Below are 17,390 nucleotides of genomic sequence, written 5' to 3'. Positions count from 1 at the left end.
GTCCGCCACCATCACCCGAAGGATCAAGTAGACTTGCATGTGTTAAGCATTCTGTCAGCGTTCATCCTGAGCCAGGATCAAACTCTTCGTTCAATCTATATAACTCAGCAAAATTTACTGATTATTTTACACCAATTTATTGTTGTGTTTGCATTAATTGTCTTTCTCTATTCTGTTGCTAATGTCCTTATTCATCAGTTCCGCTCTCTCGCGGACAAGGTATATATTACCACAAATAATATTTTTCGTCAATACTTTTTTTAAAAAATTTATAAAAAATAAAAGAAGGAGCTTTTCCCCTTCTTTTATCTACTTTTAAATAATAATTTTTACTTAAAATACTATACTAATTTTTTTAATTCAGTTGCAACAAATTCTACATGTGGCCCTATTATTACTTGTACTGCATTTCCTTTTTTAATAATTCCTGCTGCTATCTTTTTAATTTCTGCATCATTTACTTTTGAACTGTCAGCAACCTCTAATCTTAATCTTGTAGTACAGTTATCTATTGTTACTAGATTTTCTTTTCCTCCTAATAATGGTAACAATGCTACTGCTACTGCTGTATGTGCATTTACTCCACCTTCTGCTACTACTTCTACTAGTTCTTCATCTTCTCTTCCTGGAGTTTTTACATTAAATTTATTAATTACAAATGTAAATACTACATAGTAAATTACGAAAAATACAATTCCTAAAACTATTAACATTATTGGACTATTAGCATTTGGATTACGTAATGATAATACGAAGTCTACTAATCCTGCTGAGAAACCAAATCCTGCCATCCAGTTTAAAGATGCAGCTAAAAATACTGATATTCCTGTTAAAACTGCATGTAATAAATATAATCCTGGTGCAACAAACATAAATGCAAACTCTATTGGTTCTGTTACTCCAGTAAAGAAACTAGCAAACCCTGCTGCTAACATTATAGATTTTATTTTTTCTTTATTAGCTGGTTTTGCTGTTTTTATAAATGCTAAACATGCTCCTAATAATCCAAACATCATAATTGGGAAGAATCCTGCTTGATACATTCCTACATGGTAAGCTCCCTCTACAGCTTCTGGTAATCCTGCATAAGCTGCTGCTGGATCTCCCCAGAATCTTCCTATATCATTGATACCAGCAACGTTAAACCAGAATACTGAGTTTAATGCGTGGTGTAATCCTACTGGAATTAATAGTCTGTTGAAGAATCCATAAACTCCTGCTCCTACTGGTCCTAATTTAGCGATAGATATTCCAAATCCTACTAGTCCAGCATAAATAATTGGCCAAATATATAATAAAATAAATGAAACTACTAACATTACAACTGATGTTATAATTGGAACAAATCTTTTTCCACTAAAGAAAGCTAAGAATTTAGGTAATTCTAATGTATGGAATTTATTGTATAACTCTCCTGCTACAACTCCACAAAGTATTCCTATAAATTGGTTGTTTATTTTTCCAAATGCTGGAGAAACTTGATCTGCTGGAACACCTGTCATTTGTGCAACAGCTCCAACTGAAAGTAAAGTAGTAACAACTTCAAAAGCTACTAATCCTGCTAATGCAGCAGCACCATTTTTATCTTTTGAAAGTCCAAATGCAACACCAACAGCAAATAAAATAGGCATATTATCTATTATTGCAGCTCCTGCTTTTATTAAAAATGCTGCAAGCTGACTATTTGCTCCCCAACCTACTGGGTCAATCCAGTATCCTATTCCCATTAGAATAGCTGCAGCTGGTAATACTGCTACTGGAACCATTAAAGCTTTACCAATTTTTTGTAAGTAACTAAACATAAAACTTCCTCCTTTTTCATTTATATTTCAATAAGTTTTAAGTACTACGAAATTTTTTTTCATTACTTGAATTATAGCACAACTTTTTATTTTTTTCTATATTTATTTTCGTTTTTCCATCTTTTTTATTAACTATATGTTCAATTTTAATATTATAAATGATGATTATTTATTTAAAATATTATCATTTATATATTTACCTACTCCATCATTGTTATTAGAAACTGTTTTATAGTATTTTTTCTTTTTTAAATCTTCTCTAGAATTTTCCATTATCACTGGATGTCCAACTAATTCTAACATTGAAATATCATTTTCATTATCACCAAAAGCTATTATTTTAGATTTATCTATATTTAAAAGAGTTGCTATTTCTTCTACTGCTGTTCCTTTACTACATTTTTTATTTACTATATCAAGCACACCACTTCCTGAATAAAATGTATTTACTTTATTGCCATATTTTTTTTCAACATAATTTCTTAATTGTGTAAGTTCTACTTCTAAACCTACAAATACTATTTTTTCAAAATTTCTTTGTTTAATATCCTCCTTACTTTTTAAATAAAAAGACTTTAATTTATCTTTTCCATTTTCCAATCTTGTATATTCATTGTCCATCTTTGTATAATGTATTTCATTTTCTGATGTTGCACTAAACTTTAAATTTAATTCCATTCCTTTTTTTAATATATCTTCACAAATCTTTTCATCAATAGCCTCTTTATAAATAAGTTTATCATCATTATAAATTTTAGCTCCATTAAAGCAAATATAGTATTTTATTTTTAAATCTTTAGTTAAGTTTTTTATACTATAGATATCTCTTCCAGAAGCTACTACTAATTCTATCTCTTTCTCTTTTACTGCTCTATTTAAAATTTCTATATTGTATTCTGATACTTTCTTTTCATCTGATAATAAAGTTCCATCTAAATCTGTAACTATTAATTTCATACTCTCCTCCATCATCTTTTTTCTATTCTAAAAGTACTATTTTTATTTAATTTTGTCAATAAGCTTTCTACTATTTATTTTATTTAGAGTTTATGGTAAAATGTAATATACTACTATTTTATGGAGGAAAAAATGGAGGTTTCTTTACTAAATATCAAAGAAGATGTCAATAGATATATAAATATTATTTCAAATTTATTAAATGTTGATGTTGGGGTAGTTGATAAAAATATGTTTAGAGTTACTGGAACTGGTCTTTATAAAAACATTGATGGTGTTTATGCTTTAGGAAGTGTTTATAAAAATACTTTAGAAACTGGTAAAACCCATATTATTGAAAACCCAAGATTACATACTCTATGTACTCAATGTAAAGATAAGAAAAATTGTAAAGAGAAATTAGAAATCTCTACTCCTATCTATTGTCACAAAGAAATTATAGGAGTACTAGGATTAGTTTGTTTTAATGATGAGCAAAAAAATAAGATTTTAGCAAATTGTGAATCCTATCTTCATTTTACAAAACAAATTGCAGAGTTTATCGGAATAAAATTTTTTGAATATCAAGAAAATCTTTTACAAAAAGACCAAGAAAATACATTAAAAACTATCTTAGAAAATATTAACAAAGGTGTAATTATTATAGATAAGGATAATACAATAGTAAGTATAAATCCAATCGCTATTGAAAAGCTTAATCTTAAATTTCAATGTGTTGGAAAAAAAATTATAATCATTACTCAAAATGATTATCTAATGAATGAAGAAGTATTTAAGCTTTCTATTAATAATAAAGATTTTACAGTTGTTGGGAAAAAAATATCTTTAACTTCCTTTGATAATAGAAAAAATTCTGCTTTTATATTTGAAGATATAAAAAAAATAAATGAAAATATTGCTGAAATTACTAACAACAATGTTATCTCATTAAATGATATATATGGAAATTCTGAAGCTACAAAAAAATTAAAAGAAAATATTTTAAAAATAGCAGATACTTCTTCCACTGTTCTTATAACTGGTGAAAGTGGTACAGGTAAAGAATTAGTAGCTCGTTCGTTACACTCACATAGTAATAGAAAAAATAAACCTTTTGTTGTTATAAATTGTTCTGCTATTCCAGATTCATTACTAGAAAGTGAATTGTTTGGATATGTAAAAGGTGCCTTTACTGGTGCTAATAATAATGGAAGAATAGGAAAATTTGAATTAGCTAATACTGGAGTAATATTTTTAGATGAAATAGGTGACATGCCATTATACTTACAAGCTAAAATTTTAAGAGTTATTCAAGAGAAAAAAATAGAAAGAATTGGTTCTAATAAAAGTATTGATTTAGACATAAAAATAATTGCTGCAACAAATGTAAATCTAGAAGAAAAAATTAAAGAACAAAAATTTAGAAGTGATTTATACTATAGATTGAATGTTATTCCTTTTAAACTTTTACCTTTAAGAGAAAGAAAAGAGGATATTCTACCAATAATTGAAAAATTAATAAAAAAATATAATCGTATCTCTGGAAAAAATATTATTTCTATTGATGATGAAGTAAAGCAAGCCTTTCTTTCATACGATTGGCCTGGTAATGTACGTGAATTAGAAAATGTTATTGAGTTAATGTTTAACATTAGTGGAAATAGTAGTATCCTAAATAGTTCCCTTCTTCCAGAGAATATTTCTAAAAAATCAGTATCAAATCCTCCTAAAAGTTCACAAATAATAATAAAAAATCCTTCTGATGATTTTGAAAATTTTGATATTATTGAAAAAAACTATATTTTACAAGGATTAGAAAAATTTGGAAATACAACTGAAGGGAAAAAAATTATTTCTGAAAAAATAGGAATAGGTTTAACAACATTATATAGAAAATTAAAAAGATTTGGAATTGAGTAGTTTTTCATTTTGAAAAATTACTCTTTTTTCATTTTGAAAAAATTTTCATTTTGAAAATTAAAATACTTAATAATTTATACTCTTATTCTATATTTTAAGAATTTTATAATTTTTTATTTGGCATATTTTTTGCTTATTTTATGATATATGAACTTATTTTATATTTTTAGGAGGTTTTTATGACAAATAAAAGCAAAAGAGAAGGATTTATTCTCAAAGCTTTAGACAAAGTTGAAAAAATAGGAAATGGTTTACCTCATCCAACAACTATGTTTATTATATTTACTCTTGTTTTAATTATTATATCTTGGTTAGCAGCTAAAGCTGGATTAAAGGTTTCTTATGAAACTTATGATACTGCTACTAAAACTTTAATTACAAAGGAAACAATAGCAGTTAATCTTTTATCAGCTGATAGTATTAGATATATGTATACTTCTATTATTAATAACTTTACTAGCTTTATAGCTCTTGGAACTGTATTTACTATTATTATGGGAGTTGGAGTTGCTGATGGAAGTGGATTTATGGAAGCTGTTCTAAAAAAAATAGTTGCTATAACACCTAAAAAAGCTGTAACTGCTACTGTCATTTTTTTAGGAATAATGTCAAACGTTGCTTCATCAACTGGTTATGTTATGCTAGTTCCTTTAGGAGCTATTCTATTTATGAGTTTTGGAAGACATCCAATAGCAGGACTTGCGGCTACTTTTGCAGGAGTTTCTGGTGGTTGGAGTGCAAATCTTTTAATAGGAACAAATGACCCTGTTTTTGCTGGAATGTCTACTGAAGCTGCTAGAATGATTGATCCAACATATACTGTTCTTCCTACTGGAAACTGGTATTTTATGGTTGCTTCTACTTTCTTAATTACATTTATTGGAACACTAGTTACAGAAAAGATTATTGAACCTAGACTTGGAAAATATATTCCTGAAGAAGAAGTAAAAGTTAATGATATATCTCTAGATGAAAAAAGAGGTATGAAATTTGCTTTAATTAGTTTAATTGTATTTTTTATTGTTGTTGGATTATTAGTTTTACCTGAAAATGCACTTTTAAGAAATCCACAAACTGGAGAATTATTACGTTCGCCTTTTATGAGTGGTATTGTATTTTTAATGTCTTTATTCTTTATGATACCTGGTATATTCTATGGAATAGGTTCTAGAAAAATAAAATCTGATAAAGATGTAATAGAGCTTATGACAAAGTCTATAAATAATTTATCTGGATTTATGGTACTTATTTTCTTCGCAGCTCAATTTGTAGTATTCTTTAACTATTCAAATTTAGGAATAATACTTTCAGTTAAAGGAGCTGAATTCTTACAAAATACAGGTTTTGTAGGTATTCCTTTAATATTTGCTTTTATTGTTATGACTGCTATTATAAATATTTTTATAGCTGTTGACTCTGCTAAATGGGCTATTATGGCACCTATATTTGTACCTATGTTTATGAGAATTGGTTTTTCTCCTGAATTAACTCAAGCAGCTTATAGAGTTGGAGATTCATGTACAAATGTTATTGCACCACTTATGCCATTTTTCCCATTAGTTGTGGCTTTTGCACAAAAATACGATAAGAAAAGTGGAATGGGAACTCTTGTTTCTCTAATGATTCCTTATTCAATAGCATTTTTATTAGGTTGGATTGTATTACTTATTATTTGGTTCTTATTAGGATTACCTCTTGGAATAGGTGGAGGACTTTTTTATTCAATTTAAAATATTGACAAATTTTAATTTTAATAGTAATAAAATAAAAGGAGAGAAAATTTATGGAAAAAATAACAGAAAAAGTTTTAAGTATTTTAAAAGAAGAGTTAGTACCTGCTGAAGGATGTACAGAACCAATAGCAATAGCTTATGCTGCTGCTAAATTAACAAATATTTTAGGAAATGTACCTGAAAAAATAGATGCTTATCTTTCAGGAAATATAGTAAAAAATGTTAAAAGTGTAAAAATACCTAACTCTGATGGAATGGTAGGAATAGAAGCTTCTACAGCTATGGGAGCTATCTTAGGAGATTCTTCTAAAGAGCTTATGGTTATAGCACATGTTGATAAATCTCGTCTTCCTGAAGTAAAAAAATATATAGAGGATAAAAAAGTTAATGTTTTCTTAAATGAAGGAGATATCAAACTATACATCAGATTAGAAGGAACTTATGGAAACGATACTGCTACTGTTGAAATTCAACATTATCATACTAATATAACTAAAATTATAAAAAATGGTGTAGAGATTAAAGGATGTTCTTGTGATGAAGTTTGTTCAGAAGATGTTATGACTGATAGAACATTCTTATCAGTAGAATTAATCTATAATCTTGCTAAAACAATAGATTTATCTCTAATCGAAGCAACTTTCCAAAAAGTTATAGATTATAACTCTGCTATTGCTAATGAAGGATTAACTAATACTTATGGAATAGCTATTGGAAAAACTATAAAAGAGGGAATGGAAGAGGGAGTTTATGGAAACGACCTAAGAAACAAAATGGCTAGCTTTGCAAGTGCTGGAAGTGATGCTAGAATGAATGGATGTTCTCTACCTGTAGTTACAACAAGTGGAAGTGGAAACCAAGGAATGACTTGTTCATTACCAGTAATAAAATTCTGCCAAGAAAAAGGATTATCAAAAGAAGATATGATAAGAGGATTATTCTTCTCTCATATGACAACTATTCATATAAAATCAAATATAGGAAGATTATCAGCTTACTGTGGGGCTATCTGTGCAAGTGCTGGAGTAGCTGGAGCTATCTCATTTCTATCTGGATTATCATTAAAACAAATAGGATATGCTATTGAAACTACACTAGGAACTATGTCAGGAGTAATCTGTGATGGTGCAAAAAGTTCATGTGCTACTAAAATAGCAAGTGGAATATCTGCAGCTTTTGATGCTTACTATGCAGCTTCAAAAGATAGAAAATTTGAATTTGGAGAAGGAATAGTAGGAAAAGATGTAGAAAAAACTATAAAACATGTTGGAATATTAGGACAAGAAGGTATGAAAATAACTGACGAAGTTATACTAGATATAATGATTAAAAATATCTAATAGCATTACTTATATGAATCTATCTAGTCATTAAATAATTTTAATGTTATATTTAATTTTAAGGAGGAATTTTTATGGCTAAAATGAAGGATAGCTTAATTATTAAGCTAATTCTAGGGGTTATTGCAGGTCTTGTTATAGGTTTATTCTGTAACGAATCTGTAATTGGAGTAATCCAATCTATCAAATTTGTATTAGGACAGTTAATTAACTTTACTGTACCATTAATTATTTTAGGATTTATAGCACCAGCTATAACTAAGATGAAATCTAATGCTAGTAAAATGTTAGGAGTAATGTTATTACTTGCATATACTTCATCTGTTGGAGCAGCATTTTTCTCTATGATTGCTGGTTATACTTTAATTCCTAAATTAAACATTGTATCTACAGTTGAAGGTTTAAGAGAATTACCTGAAATGATATTTAAAGTAGAAATACCACCAGTATTCTCTGTTATGTCAGCTCTTGTATTAGCTCTTTTCTTAGGACTTGCTGTAGTTTGGACAAAATCTGAGAACTTTGAAAGATTATTAGATGAATTTAATAATATCATGTTAAAACTTGTATATGCTATTATTATTCCTATATTACCATTCTTTATAGCTTCTACATTTGCTACATTAGCTTATGAAGGTGGAATTACAAAACAACTACCTGTATTCTTAAAAGTTGTAGTTATAGTTTTAATAGGGCATTTTATTTGGTTAACTGTTCTATACTCTATAGGTGGAGCTGTATCAGGAAAAAATCCATTCAGTTTATTAAAATTCTATGGACCAGCTTATTTAACAGCTGTAGGAACTATGTCATCAGCAGCTACATTACCAGTTGCATTAAGTTGTGCTAAAAAATCACAAGTTTTAGATGATGATATAGCAAACTTTGCTATTCCTTTAGGATCAACAGTTCACCTTTGTGGTTCAGTATTAACTGAGGTATTCTTTGTTATGACTGTATCACAAGTTCTATATGGACAATTACCAGCTTTAGGAACTATGGTACTATTTATAATTTTATTAGGAATATTTGCTGTTGGAGCACCTGGAGTTCCCGGAGGAACAGTAATGGCTTCACTTGGAATCATTATATCTGTATTAGGATTTGACGACAGTGGAGTTGCTTTGATGCTTACAATTTTTGCTTTACAAGATAGCTTTGGAACTGCTTGTAACGTAGTTGGAGATGGAGCTTTGGCACTTATGTTAAATGGAATTTTTAAAAAAGATTTAGCTAAATAATTGCAATTAAAAGAGGAAAGTAAATTATAACTTTCCTCTTTTTTACTATTTTACACTTTCTAACTTATTAAAAATTATAGTTTTGCCCTCTTTTCTCCAATTAGCATATTCAGCAATACTTGTAAATAATACATCAGTAGATGAATTTAAAGCTGTTTCACAAGAATCTTGAATAACTCCAATTATAAATCCAACTCCAACAACTTGTATAGCGATATCATTAGGAATACCAAATAAACTACAAGCTAAAGGAATTAGTAAAAGAGAGCCTCCAGCTACTCCTGAAGCACCACAAGCACTAATAGCTGAAAGAACACTTAAAAGTATAGCTGAAAATATATCTACTTCAATTCCTAAAGTATGAGCTGCACTTAAAGTAAACACAGATATTGTAATAGCTGCTCCAGCCATATTTATAGTTGCTCCTAAAGGAATTGATACTGAATACATATCTTTATCTAATCCTAATTCTTCACATAAATTCATATTAACAGGAATATTAGCTGCAGAACTTCTTGTAAAGAAAGCTGTTACTCCACTATATTTTAAACATTTAAACACCAATGGAAATGGATTTTGTCTAATCATAATCCAAGCTATTAAAGGATTTACAATAAAAGTTACAAAAGTCATACATCCAAGTAATAAAATAATTAATTTCCCATAAGCAAATAAACTAGTAATTCCACTTGTTTTCATAGAATTAAATATAAGTCCCATTATCCCAAAAGGTGCAAACTCAATAACAGTTTTTACTGTTTTTAAAATTACCTCAGATATATCAATCAAAGCCTGTTTTGTACTCTCTTTTCCATCTCTTAAAAAGCCTCCAAAAAGTATACTCCAAAATAGAATTCCTATATAATTTCCCTTAAGTAATGCATTCATAGGATTATCTACTAGATTCATAAGAAGTCCTTTTAAAACTCCATATATATTTTCAGGAGGAGCAATTGAACCTTCAGTAGCTTTTAAAATTAACTCAACAGGAAAAATAAAACTTCCAACTACTGCTACTACAGCTGCTAAAAAAGTTCCTAAAAGATATAAAACTACTATTGATTTCATATTAGACTTCTGACCTTTTTTATGCTGTAATACTGCTACCATAACTAAGAAAAAAACAAGTATAGGAGCTATTGCCTTAAGTGCACCAACAAATAAATCTCCTAATATAACAATTCCACTAGCTTTTTCTGGAGCTACTAAAACCAACAATATTCCCATAAAAATTCCCAAAATTATTCTTTTAATAAGACTTATTTTATGCCATTTTATGTATATTTCTTTCATTGTAATTCTCTCCTTTGTCTTCATTTTAGAAACACGTGTTTTTATATAAAAGACAATATATCATAATATTTTATTTTATGCAAGTTTTTTTTATTTTTAATATGGACAAAATATTATTTTAAAGCTATACTCTGATTATAAAAGTTTATAGGAGGTCTTTTATGAAGGGAAAGTATCTAATTGTTGATAAAGCTATCTTACCAGATTATTTTGAAAAAGTTATTGAAGCTAGAACTCTTCTAAGAGATGGGAAATTTCAAAATGTTAGTGAAGCTGTTAAGGAAGTTGGAATAAGTAGAAGTACATATTATAAATATAAAGATTTTGTTTTTTCTCCTTCAGATAGTAATATTGGAAGAAAAGCACTTATTTCAATAATGCTTGAAGATAAAAAAGGAGCTCTTTCTGAAATTTTAAATTTTTTATACTCTGTTGAATGTAATATTATTACTATTAATCAAAATATTCCCATCAATGAAGTTGCATCAATCATCATTTCAATGGATATTTCTGATACTAAAACACCAATAGAAGAGATATTAGTCAATCTAAAAACTGTCAAATATGTTGTTTCATCTAAGCTAGTAGCTTTAGAGTAAATAATAAATATTATTACTTGAAATAAAAAGAGAAAACTATATTTTAAACTTGATAAAATTTATCTCTATAGTTTTCTCTTTTATTATTTTTATTTAAATTTGTATACGGGCAGTAATAATTATACTATTTTTGTTGTCCAATCTTCTACATTCCAAACTTCTGTTACTACATCCATATAAAAATCTGGCTCGTGACTAACTAATACTATTGTTCCTTTAAACTCTTTTAAAGCTCTTTTTAGCTCTTCTTTGGCATCTATATCCAAGTGATTAGTTGGTTCGTCTAAAACAAGCAAATTAATCTCTCTAAGCATAAGTTTACATAGACGTACCTTAGCATTTTCTCCTCCAGATAATACTTGCATCTGACTTGTTATATGATTAGTAGTTAAACCACATTTAGCAAGAGCAGCTCTTACTTCAGCATTAGTCATACTTGGAAACTCATTCCATATCTCATCTAAAGCTGTAGTAGTATTTCCTGCTTTTTCCTCTTGTTCAAAATATCCAATTTCTAAAAATTGTCCATGTTCTATTTCTCCAGATATAGGTTTTATCTTTCCTAATAAAGTTTTTAATAGAGTAGATTTTCCAAGTCCATTTACACCTTTAATAGCTATTTTTTGATTTCTTTCAATAGTAAAGTTAAGAGGTTTTGTAAGAGGGTCATTATATCCAATAACTAAATCTTTTACTGTTATAACTTCTCTACTTGGAGTTCTAGCTGAACTAAATCCAAAAGTTGGTTTTGGTTTTTCCTTAGCTATTTCTATAATCTCCATTCTATCCAGTTTTCTTTGCCTATCTTTAGCAAGGTTTGTAGTAGCAACTCTAGCTTTATTACGAGCTATAAAATCTTTTAGATGCTCTATCTCTTTCTGTTGTTTTTTATATGCTTGCTCTAATTGTCTTTTCTTTAATTCATACATCTCTCTAAATTGATAGTAATCTCCAGTATAACGAGTCAATACAGCATTCTCCACATGATAAATAACATTTACAACAGAGTTTAAAAATGGAATATCATGTGATACTAATATAAAAGCATTCTCATAATTTTGTAAGAAGTTCTTTAACCACTCTATATGATTTTCATCTAAAAAGTTTGTAGGCTCATCTAATATTAATATCATTGGATTTTCTAATAAAACTTTAGCTAGTAATATCTTAGCTCTCTGTCCTCCAGAAAGTTCTGATACATCTCTTTCAAGACCTATATCCATAAGCCCAAGTCCTTTAGCATACTCTTCTATTTTAGAATCTAAAGAGTAAAAATCTCCACTGTCTAAGATACTTTGAATCTCTCCTACCTCTTCCATAAGAGCATCCATCTCTTCAGGAGTACAATCTCCCATTTTTTCATATAATCCCATCATCTCTTGTTCTAATTCAAACATATGATTAAAAGCTGACTTTAAAATATCTCTAATAGTTTTTCCTTTTTCTAAAGTACTATATTGGTCTAAATAGCCAGTAGTAATATGATTACACCAAGTAACTGTTCCCTCATCTGGCATAAGATTCCCAGTAATTATATTTAAAAATGTTGTTTTTCCCTCTCCATTAGCTCCTACAAGTCCTATATGTTCTCCTTTTAAAAGTCTAAAAGAAGCATCTTCTAATATTACTCTAGAACCAAAACCATGGCTGACATTTTTTACATCTAATATACTCATATCCTCTCCTTAACTCTCTATTTTTAAAATATTTTTTATATGAAATACAAGTGATAAAATTATAACTAATATTCCTGAAATTACAAATATATCTTGGATTCTTATAATATCAGCTATTGGACCGAAAAAACTCATTCCCAATGGCAAAGAACAAGTATTTACTATTTGTAAAAAACTAAAAACTCTTCCCTGAATACTATTATCTACTCTCCTTTGAATAGTTGTTATAATTGGTGTTGAATAACATGGAGAAGTAAAGCCCATCATAGTATTAATCAATAGATACAAAATAAAATATCTCATACTTCCTAATCCTACCATAAATAAACCATACATTATTCCAGATAAAAGTGTTATTTTCAATCCTAAATCTTTTTTTAATTTAGTTATAAAAATTCCTCCCAATATCATTCCAAAACTATATGTCATCTCAGTAAAACTAAACCTCCAAACCTCCATTCCAAAGGTCCTATTCACTAATAATGGATTTAAAAATGCTGATGGACTTATTAAAAACAGTATTATAAACTGATATAAAAAAAGGTATTTTAAACTTTTATTTTTGATTATATACATTATTCCAAACTTTAACTCTATAAAAAAATCATTCTTTTTATTCTTAGCTTCTCTAGAAAAAAGTTTTAAATTCAATGTTATTGTTATTAAAATTCCAATAATTGCTGTAATAATATCTATCATTAAAGTAAACTCTATTGTGCTTAAACTCAATACTATTCCACTTATAACTGGAGATAAAAAATTTATAACTGAAGAAATAGTGCTATATATTCCATTCACTCTAAATAATTTTTCCTCAGGTACAATTTGAGGAATTATAGTATTTACAGTTGGAGTCTGTACTCCAGTTCCAAATGAACGAATTATTAATACTACAAACAATAGATTATAATTTCTTTCTCCTAGAAAAAATGAGATTGCTAAAAGAAATGTAGAAATTGCTATAATACTATCTGAAACTATTAAAATAGATTTTCTATTATATTTATCTATCAAAGTTCCTGAAAAAAATGATATTAACATTTGTGGTAAAAAACCACACAATGTTGTTAATGTTAGAATTTTAGCTGAACCTGTTTCCAATGTCAAATACCATATAATTCCATACTGAACTATTGATGAGCCAAATAAAGAAATTGATTGTGCTACTATAAATTTCTTTGCTACTTTTTTCCAATTTTTCATAATCTATTACCTTCCTATTCTTAATTTTTAAGCAAAATAAAAGCCACAACAAAACATTGCTGTAGCCTTTAATTTTAAATCTTTCTTCAAAAATAGACATCACAAAATTGATATACTCAAATATATCTTTTCAATACTATTTTTGATGAAATAGGAAAGTTTTATACTTTCAGTTTTAGCTCCATACAATGTTTCATCTTGACAATTGTATAGAGCACATTTTTCTTTTTAGCTCATCTATTTTTACATTATTCATTTTAATTTCCTTCTATAATTTTATTCTCGTAATTTCCTTAGATTATACCTTGCTTTAAAATAAAAGTCAATCTGAGCTTATTTTATTTTTGTCTATATACATATTATTTTAAATATCCTATCAATAGAGCTATATCATTTCCTGTAACTCCACTTATTCTTGAAGCCTCTCCTATAGATAGTGGTCTTATCTCTTCTAATCCACTTCTAGCAATATTAGAGATTCCTTTTACTGTAGAAAAATCAAAATCTTTAGGTATTCTCATCTCTTCTAATCTTTTAAACTTCTCTATTTGCTCATTCTCTCTTTGAATAAAGATGTCATATTTTATAATAGTTTCTATCTGATTTTTAATAAATTCTGGATAATCTCCAATCTCAGTAACATCTTTTAGACTATCATAAGTTACCTCTTTAACCTTTAAAAGTTCTCCTATCTTTATTCCCTTAGCAAATTTTTGATTAGAACCTAATTTTTCTAAAAGTTCATTAGCTTTAACCATAGGTACACTTATCTCTCTAAGTCTCTCTATCTCACTATTTACAATATTAATAGCATTCTCTAAATACTCTAATTTTTCTTTAGATAAAAGTCCTATTTCCTTTGCCTTTTCATACAATCTCATAAAGGCATTATCAAATCTTAAAGTAAGTCTATACTCTGAACGAGATGGTAATACTCTATATGGTTCTGGAGTTTTCTTATGTATAATATCATCAATAAGAACTCCTATATATCCCTCACTTCTATCTATGATAACAGGTTCTTTTCCATCTAATTTTCTAGCAGCATTTACCCCAGCCATAAATCCTTGACAAGCTGCCTCTTCATAACCAGATGTTCCATTTATCTGCCCAGCAAAAAATAGCCCAGCTATTTTTTTACTTTCTAAACTTGGATATAATTGAGAAGCTGGAGCATAATCATACTCTACAGCATAACCATGTCTCATTATTTTAGCATTTTCAAGTCCAGCTATAGTTCTCATCATAGCTTCTTGAGCAAATGGTGGCATAGCTGTAGTTAAACCATTTACATAGATTTCTTCAGAATCAGCAGATTCTAACTCCAAAAATATTTGATGGTTTGTTTTATCTGGGAAATTAAGTACTTTTCTATCTAGTGACGGACAGTGTCTAGGTCCATGAGTCTCTATTATTCCACTTACTATTGGAGAGTATTTTAACATCTCTTTAGCCACTTCAATTGTTTTTTCAGTTGTGTGTGTAAGCCATGTAGGAACTACATTGTTTCTCTCTTTATTAGTAAAAATTGAGAAGTATCTAGGGTGTTCCTCTCCCTTTAATTCCTCCATTTTAGAGAAATCTATACTTCTTCTATCAAGTCTTGGAGGTGTAGCTGTCTGATATCTCTCTATATGGATTCCATGGTCTCTAAGAGAGTCTGAAAGTTTCTCAGCTGATTGCTCTCCCTGTCTTCCAGCAGAATAAATTACATCTCCTATAACTATCTTTCCTTTTAAGAAAGTTCCAGTACAAAGTACAACAGCTTTAGCAAAATAAGAGATTCCAAGTCTTGTTCTAACTCCTTTTATCTCTCCATCATCTACTATAATTTGTTCTACACAATCTTGAATCATATGAAGATTATCTGTATGCTCAAGTTTTTTTCTCATCTCTGTTCTATAAAGATATTTATCAGCTTGTCCTCTTGTTATTCTAGCTGCTGGTCCTTTACTCTCATTTAGATGTTTCAATTGAAGATTAAACTCATCTGTATGTTTTCCCATCTCTCCACCTAAGATGTCCATCTCTGCCACAAGATTACTTTTTCCAGGACCCCCTATTGAAGGGTTACATGACATCATTGCAATTGTATCTAAGTAAAGTGTAAATATAGCTGTATCTTTTCCAAGTCTAGCTGAAGCAAGTGCTGCTTCTACTCCAGCATGACCTCCTCCAACAACTATTACATCATAAATTTTTTTCATCTTCTCCTCCTAACTCCATAAATTAAGAAAGAGGATTACTCAAATTTGAGCATCCTCATTTTTTATTTTCCAACACAGAAATTGCTAAAAATATGGTCTAATAAATCTTCGCTAGAAATCTCTCCAGTTACTTCTGAAAGGGAATTTAAAGCTCCTTTTATATCAACAGCCATTAAATCCATTGGTAATCCAGCATGTATAGTATCAAAAATATTTTCTACATACTGTTTCGTTTTCTCTAAAGCAGATTTATGTCTAACATTTGTAATTGTTATCTTTTGAGAACTATCTTCAACATTTCCATCTACTATATGATGATAGATTTTATCTTCCATTTCATCAATACCTATATTTTTCATAGCTGAAATCTCTATCCAATTCTTTATCTTAGTTAGTTTTGATAAATCTACCTTTCTTTCCATATCTATCTTATTTAAGATACCAATTACTTTTTCAGAATTTATACTTTCATGGATTTTTATATCTTCCTCTTCTAGCTCTCTTGAACCATCTATTACAAATAATATGAGGTCAGCATTCTCTATCATTTTTTTAGATTTTTCTACACCTATATTTTCTACAATGTCATCAGTTTTTCTAATTCCAGCAGTATCTACTAAAATCAATGGTATTCCTTTTAAATTTACAACCTCTTCTATCACATCTCTAGTTGTTCCAGGAATATGAGTTACAATAGCTCTCTCCTCACGTAAAACTGAATTTAAAAGGCTTGACTTACCAACATTAGGTTTTCCTACTATGGCAGTCTTAATTCCCTCTTTAATCATCTTCCCTTTATCATAAGACTTAATTAATCTATCTGTTGTATCAACTACCTCTTGAAGGTTTCCTACTAGATTCTCTGGTAATGGGTCATCTATTCCTTCTTCTGGGTAATCAAGAACAACATTAATATGTGCAGCAACATCTAAAATTAATTTTTTAAGATGTTCTATCTGCTCTTTTAAATCCCCTCTAAGTTGGTTTAATGATAAAGATACTGATTTTTCTGTTTTTCCATGAATTATATCTATTATAGCTTCAGCTTGAGTTAAATCAATTCTTCCATTTAAAAAAGCTCTTCTTGTAAACTCTCCAATTTCAGCATGTCTTGCTCCATATTTTAAAACTGTTTCAAGAAGTTTTTCAGTTATTACAAATCCACCATGGCAATTTATCTCTACAATATTCTCTTTTGTATAAGTATGTGGAGCTTTCATAATAGATACCATTACTTCATCAATCAGTTGCTCTCCATCATAAATATGTCCATAGTTTATACTAAAATTTCTCAATTCCTCTATTTTTTTACCAGACTTTGGTTTAAAAATTTTTTTAAGAATTGTAAAAGCATCGCTTCCTGAAATTCTTACAATACCAATTCCCCCCTCTCCACGAGGAGTTGAAATAGCCGCTATAGTATCAAAAAGCATGATTGCC

The 17,390-nt window shown here is 28.7% G+C and carries 12 protein-coding genes; 5 read left to right on the top strand and 7 right to left on the bottom strand.

What is annotated here, in order from left to right:
• Nucleotides 1-341 precede the first annotated feature (341 nt).
• Nucleotides 342-1,802 (bottom strand): N-acetylglucosamine-specific PTS transporter subunit IIBC, encoded by a 1,461-nt coding sequence (nagE, locus tag FMAG_RS09605; protein WP_005886249.1) that lies wholly within the window; start codon nucleotides 1,800-1,802, stop codon nucleotides 342-344.
• A 165-nt stretch (nucleotides 1,803-1,967) separates the two neighbouring features.
• Entirely contained in the window at nucleotides 1,968-2,759 is a 792-nt protein-coding gene (locus tag FMAG_RS09600) for a Cof-type HAD-IIB family hydrolase (RefSeq protein ID WP_005886248.1), read from the bottom strand.
• A 132-nt stretch (nucleotides 2,760-2,891) separates the two neighbouring features.
• Here FMAG_RS09600 and FMAG_RS09595 point away from each other — a divergent pair, with 132 nt between their 5' ends.
• The 4 genes from FMAG_RS09595 to FMAG_RS09580 all read left to right on the top strand — a co-directional run bounded on the left by FMAG_RS09595 (nucleotide 2,892) and on the right by FMAG_RS09580 (nucleotide 8,972).
• Nucleotides 2,892-4,658 carry a sigma-54 interaction domain-containing protein gene (locus FMAG_RS09595; protein WP_005886247.1) on the top strand — a complete coding sequence of 589 codons (1,767 nt, stop codon included), beginning with the start codon at nucleotides 2,892-2,894 and terminating at the stop codon, nucleotides 4,656-4,658.
• A gap of 179 nt (nucleotides 4,659-4,837) precedes the next feature.
• Nucleotides 4,838-6,388, top strand: a complete 1,551-nt coding sequence (locus FMAG_RS09590) for an AbgT family transporter (RefSeq protein WP_005886244.1) — start codon at nucleotides 4,838-4,840, stop codon at nucleotides 6,386-6,388.
• 53 nt (nucleotides 6,389-6,441) lie between these two features.
• Nucleotides 6,442-7,731 carry an L-cysteine desulfidase family protein gene (locus FMAG_RS09585; protein WP_005886242.1) on the top strand — a complete coding sequence of 430 codons (1,290 nt, stop codon included), beginning with the start codon at nucleotides 6,442-6,444 and terminating at the stop codon, nucleotides 7,729-7,731.
• A gap of 74 nt (nucleotides 7,732-7,805) precedes the next feature.
• On the top strand, nucleotides 7,806-8,972 hold the full coding sequence (locus FMAG_RS09580) for a dicarboxylate/amino acid:cation symporter (RefSeq protein WP_005886239.1): 1,167 nt from the start codon (nucleotides 7,806-7,808) through the stop codon (nucleotides 8,970-8,972).
• Between the two features lie 45 nt (nucleotides 8,973-9,017).
• On the opposite strand, the gene sstT is transcribed toward FMAG_RS09580, so the two are convergent.
• On the bottom strand, nucleotides 9,018-10,265 hold the full coding sequence (gene sstT, locus FMAG_RS09575; RefSeq protein WP_005886237.1) for a serine/threonine transporter SstT: 1,248 nt from the start codon (nucleotides 10,263-10,265) through the stop codon (nucleotides 9,018-9,020).
• Between the two features lie 161 nt (nucleotides 10,266-10,426).
• Here sstT and FMAG_RS09570 point away from each other — a divergent pair, with 161 nt between their 5' ends.
• A complete protein-coding gene (locus FMAG_RS09570; RefSeq protein ID WP_005886236.1) occupies nucleotides 10,427-10,864 on the top strand; it encodes an ACT domain-containing protein in 438 nt (145 codons plus the stop codon).
• Nucleotides 10,865-10,983: 119 nt separating this feature from the next.
• Here FMAG_RS09570 and FMAG_RS09565 read toward each other — a convergent pair whose 3' ends face one another.
• From FMAG_RS09565 to mnmE, 4 genes are all read right to left on the bottom strand, one after another.
• Nucleotides 10,984-12,540 (bottom strand): ABC-F family ATP-binding cassette domain-containing protein, encoded by a 1,557-nt coding sequence (locus FMAG_RS09565; RefSeq protein WP_005886235.1) that lies wholly within the window; start codon nucleotides 12,538-12,540, stop codon nucleotides 10,984-10,986.
• 9 nt (nucleotides 12,541-12,549) lie between these two features.
• Nucleotides 12,550-13,743, bottom strand: a complete 1,194-nt coding sequence (locus FMAG_RS09560) for an MFS transporter (protein ID WP_005886234.1) — start codon at nucleotides 13,741-13,743, stop codon at nucleotides 12,550-12,552.
• A gap of 359 nt (nucleotides 13,744-14,102) precedes the next feature.
• Nucleotides 14,103-15,950: a tRNA uridine-5-carboxymethylaminomethyl(34) synthesis enzyme MnmG gene (gene mnmG, locus FMAG_RS09555; protein WP_005886233.1), complete on the bottom strand. Its 1,848-nt coding sequence runs from the start codon at nucleotides 15,948-15,950 to the stop codon at nucleotides 14,103-14,105.
• A 62-nt stretch (nucleotides 15,951-16,012) separates the two neighbouring features.
• Nucleotides 16,013-17,383, bottom strand: coding sequence for a tRNA uridine-5-carboxymethylaminomethyl(34) synthesis GTPase MnmE (mnmE, locus tag FMAG_RS09550; RefSeq protein ID WP_005886232.1), 1,371 nt, complete (start codon nucleotides 17,381-17,383; stop codon nucleotides 16,013-16,015).
• Nucleotides 17,384-17,390: the final 7 nt, after the last annotated feature.

It is taken from the genome of Fusobacterium mortiferum ATCC 9817, from assembly GCF_000158195.2.
Classification (GTDB): Bacteria; Fusobacteriota; Fusobacteriia; order Fusobacteriales; family Fusobacteriaceae; genus Fusobacterium_A; species Fusobacterium_A mortiferum.
Note: the sequence above shows the minus strand (reverse complement) of the source record. Positions and strands in the feature narration are given on the sequence as shown.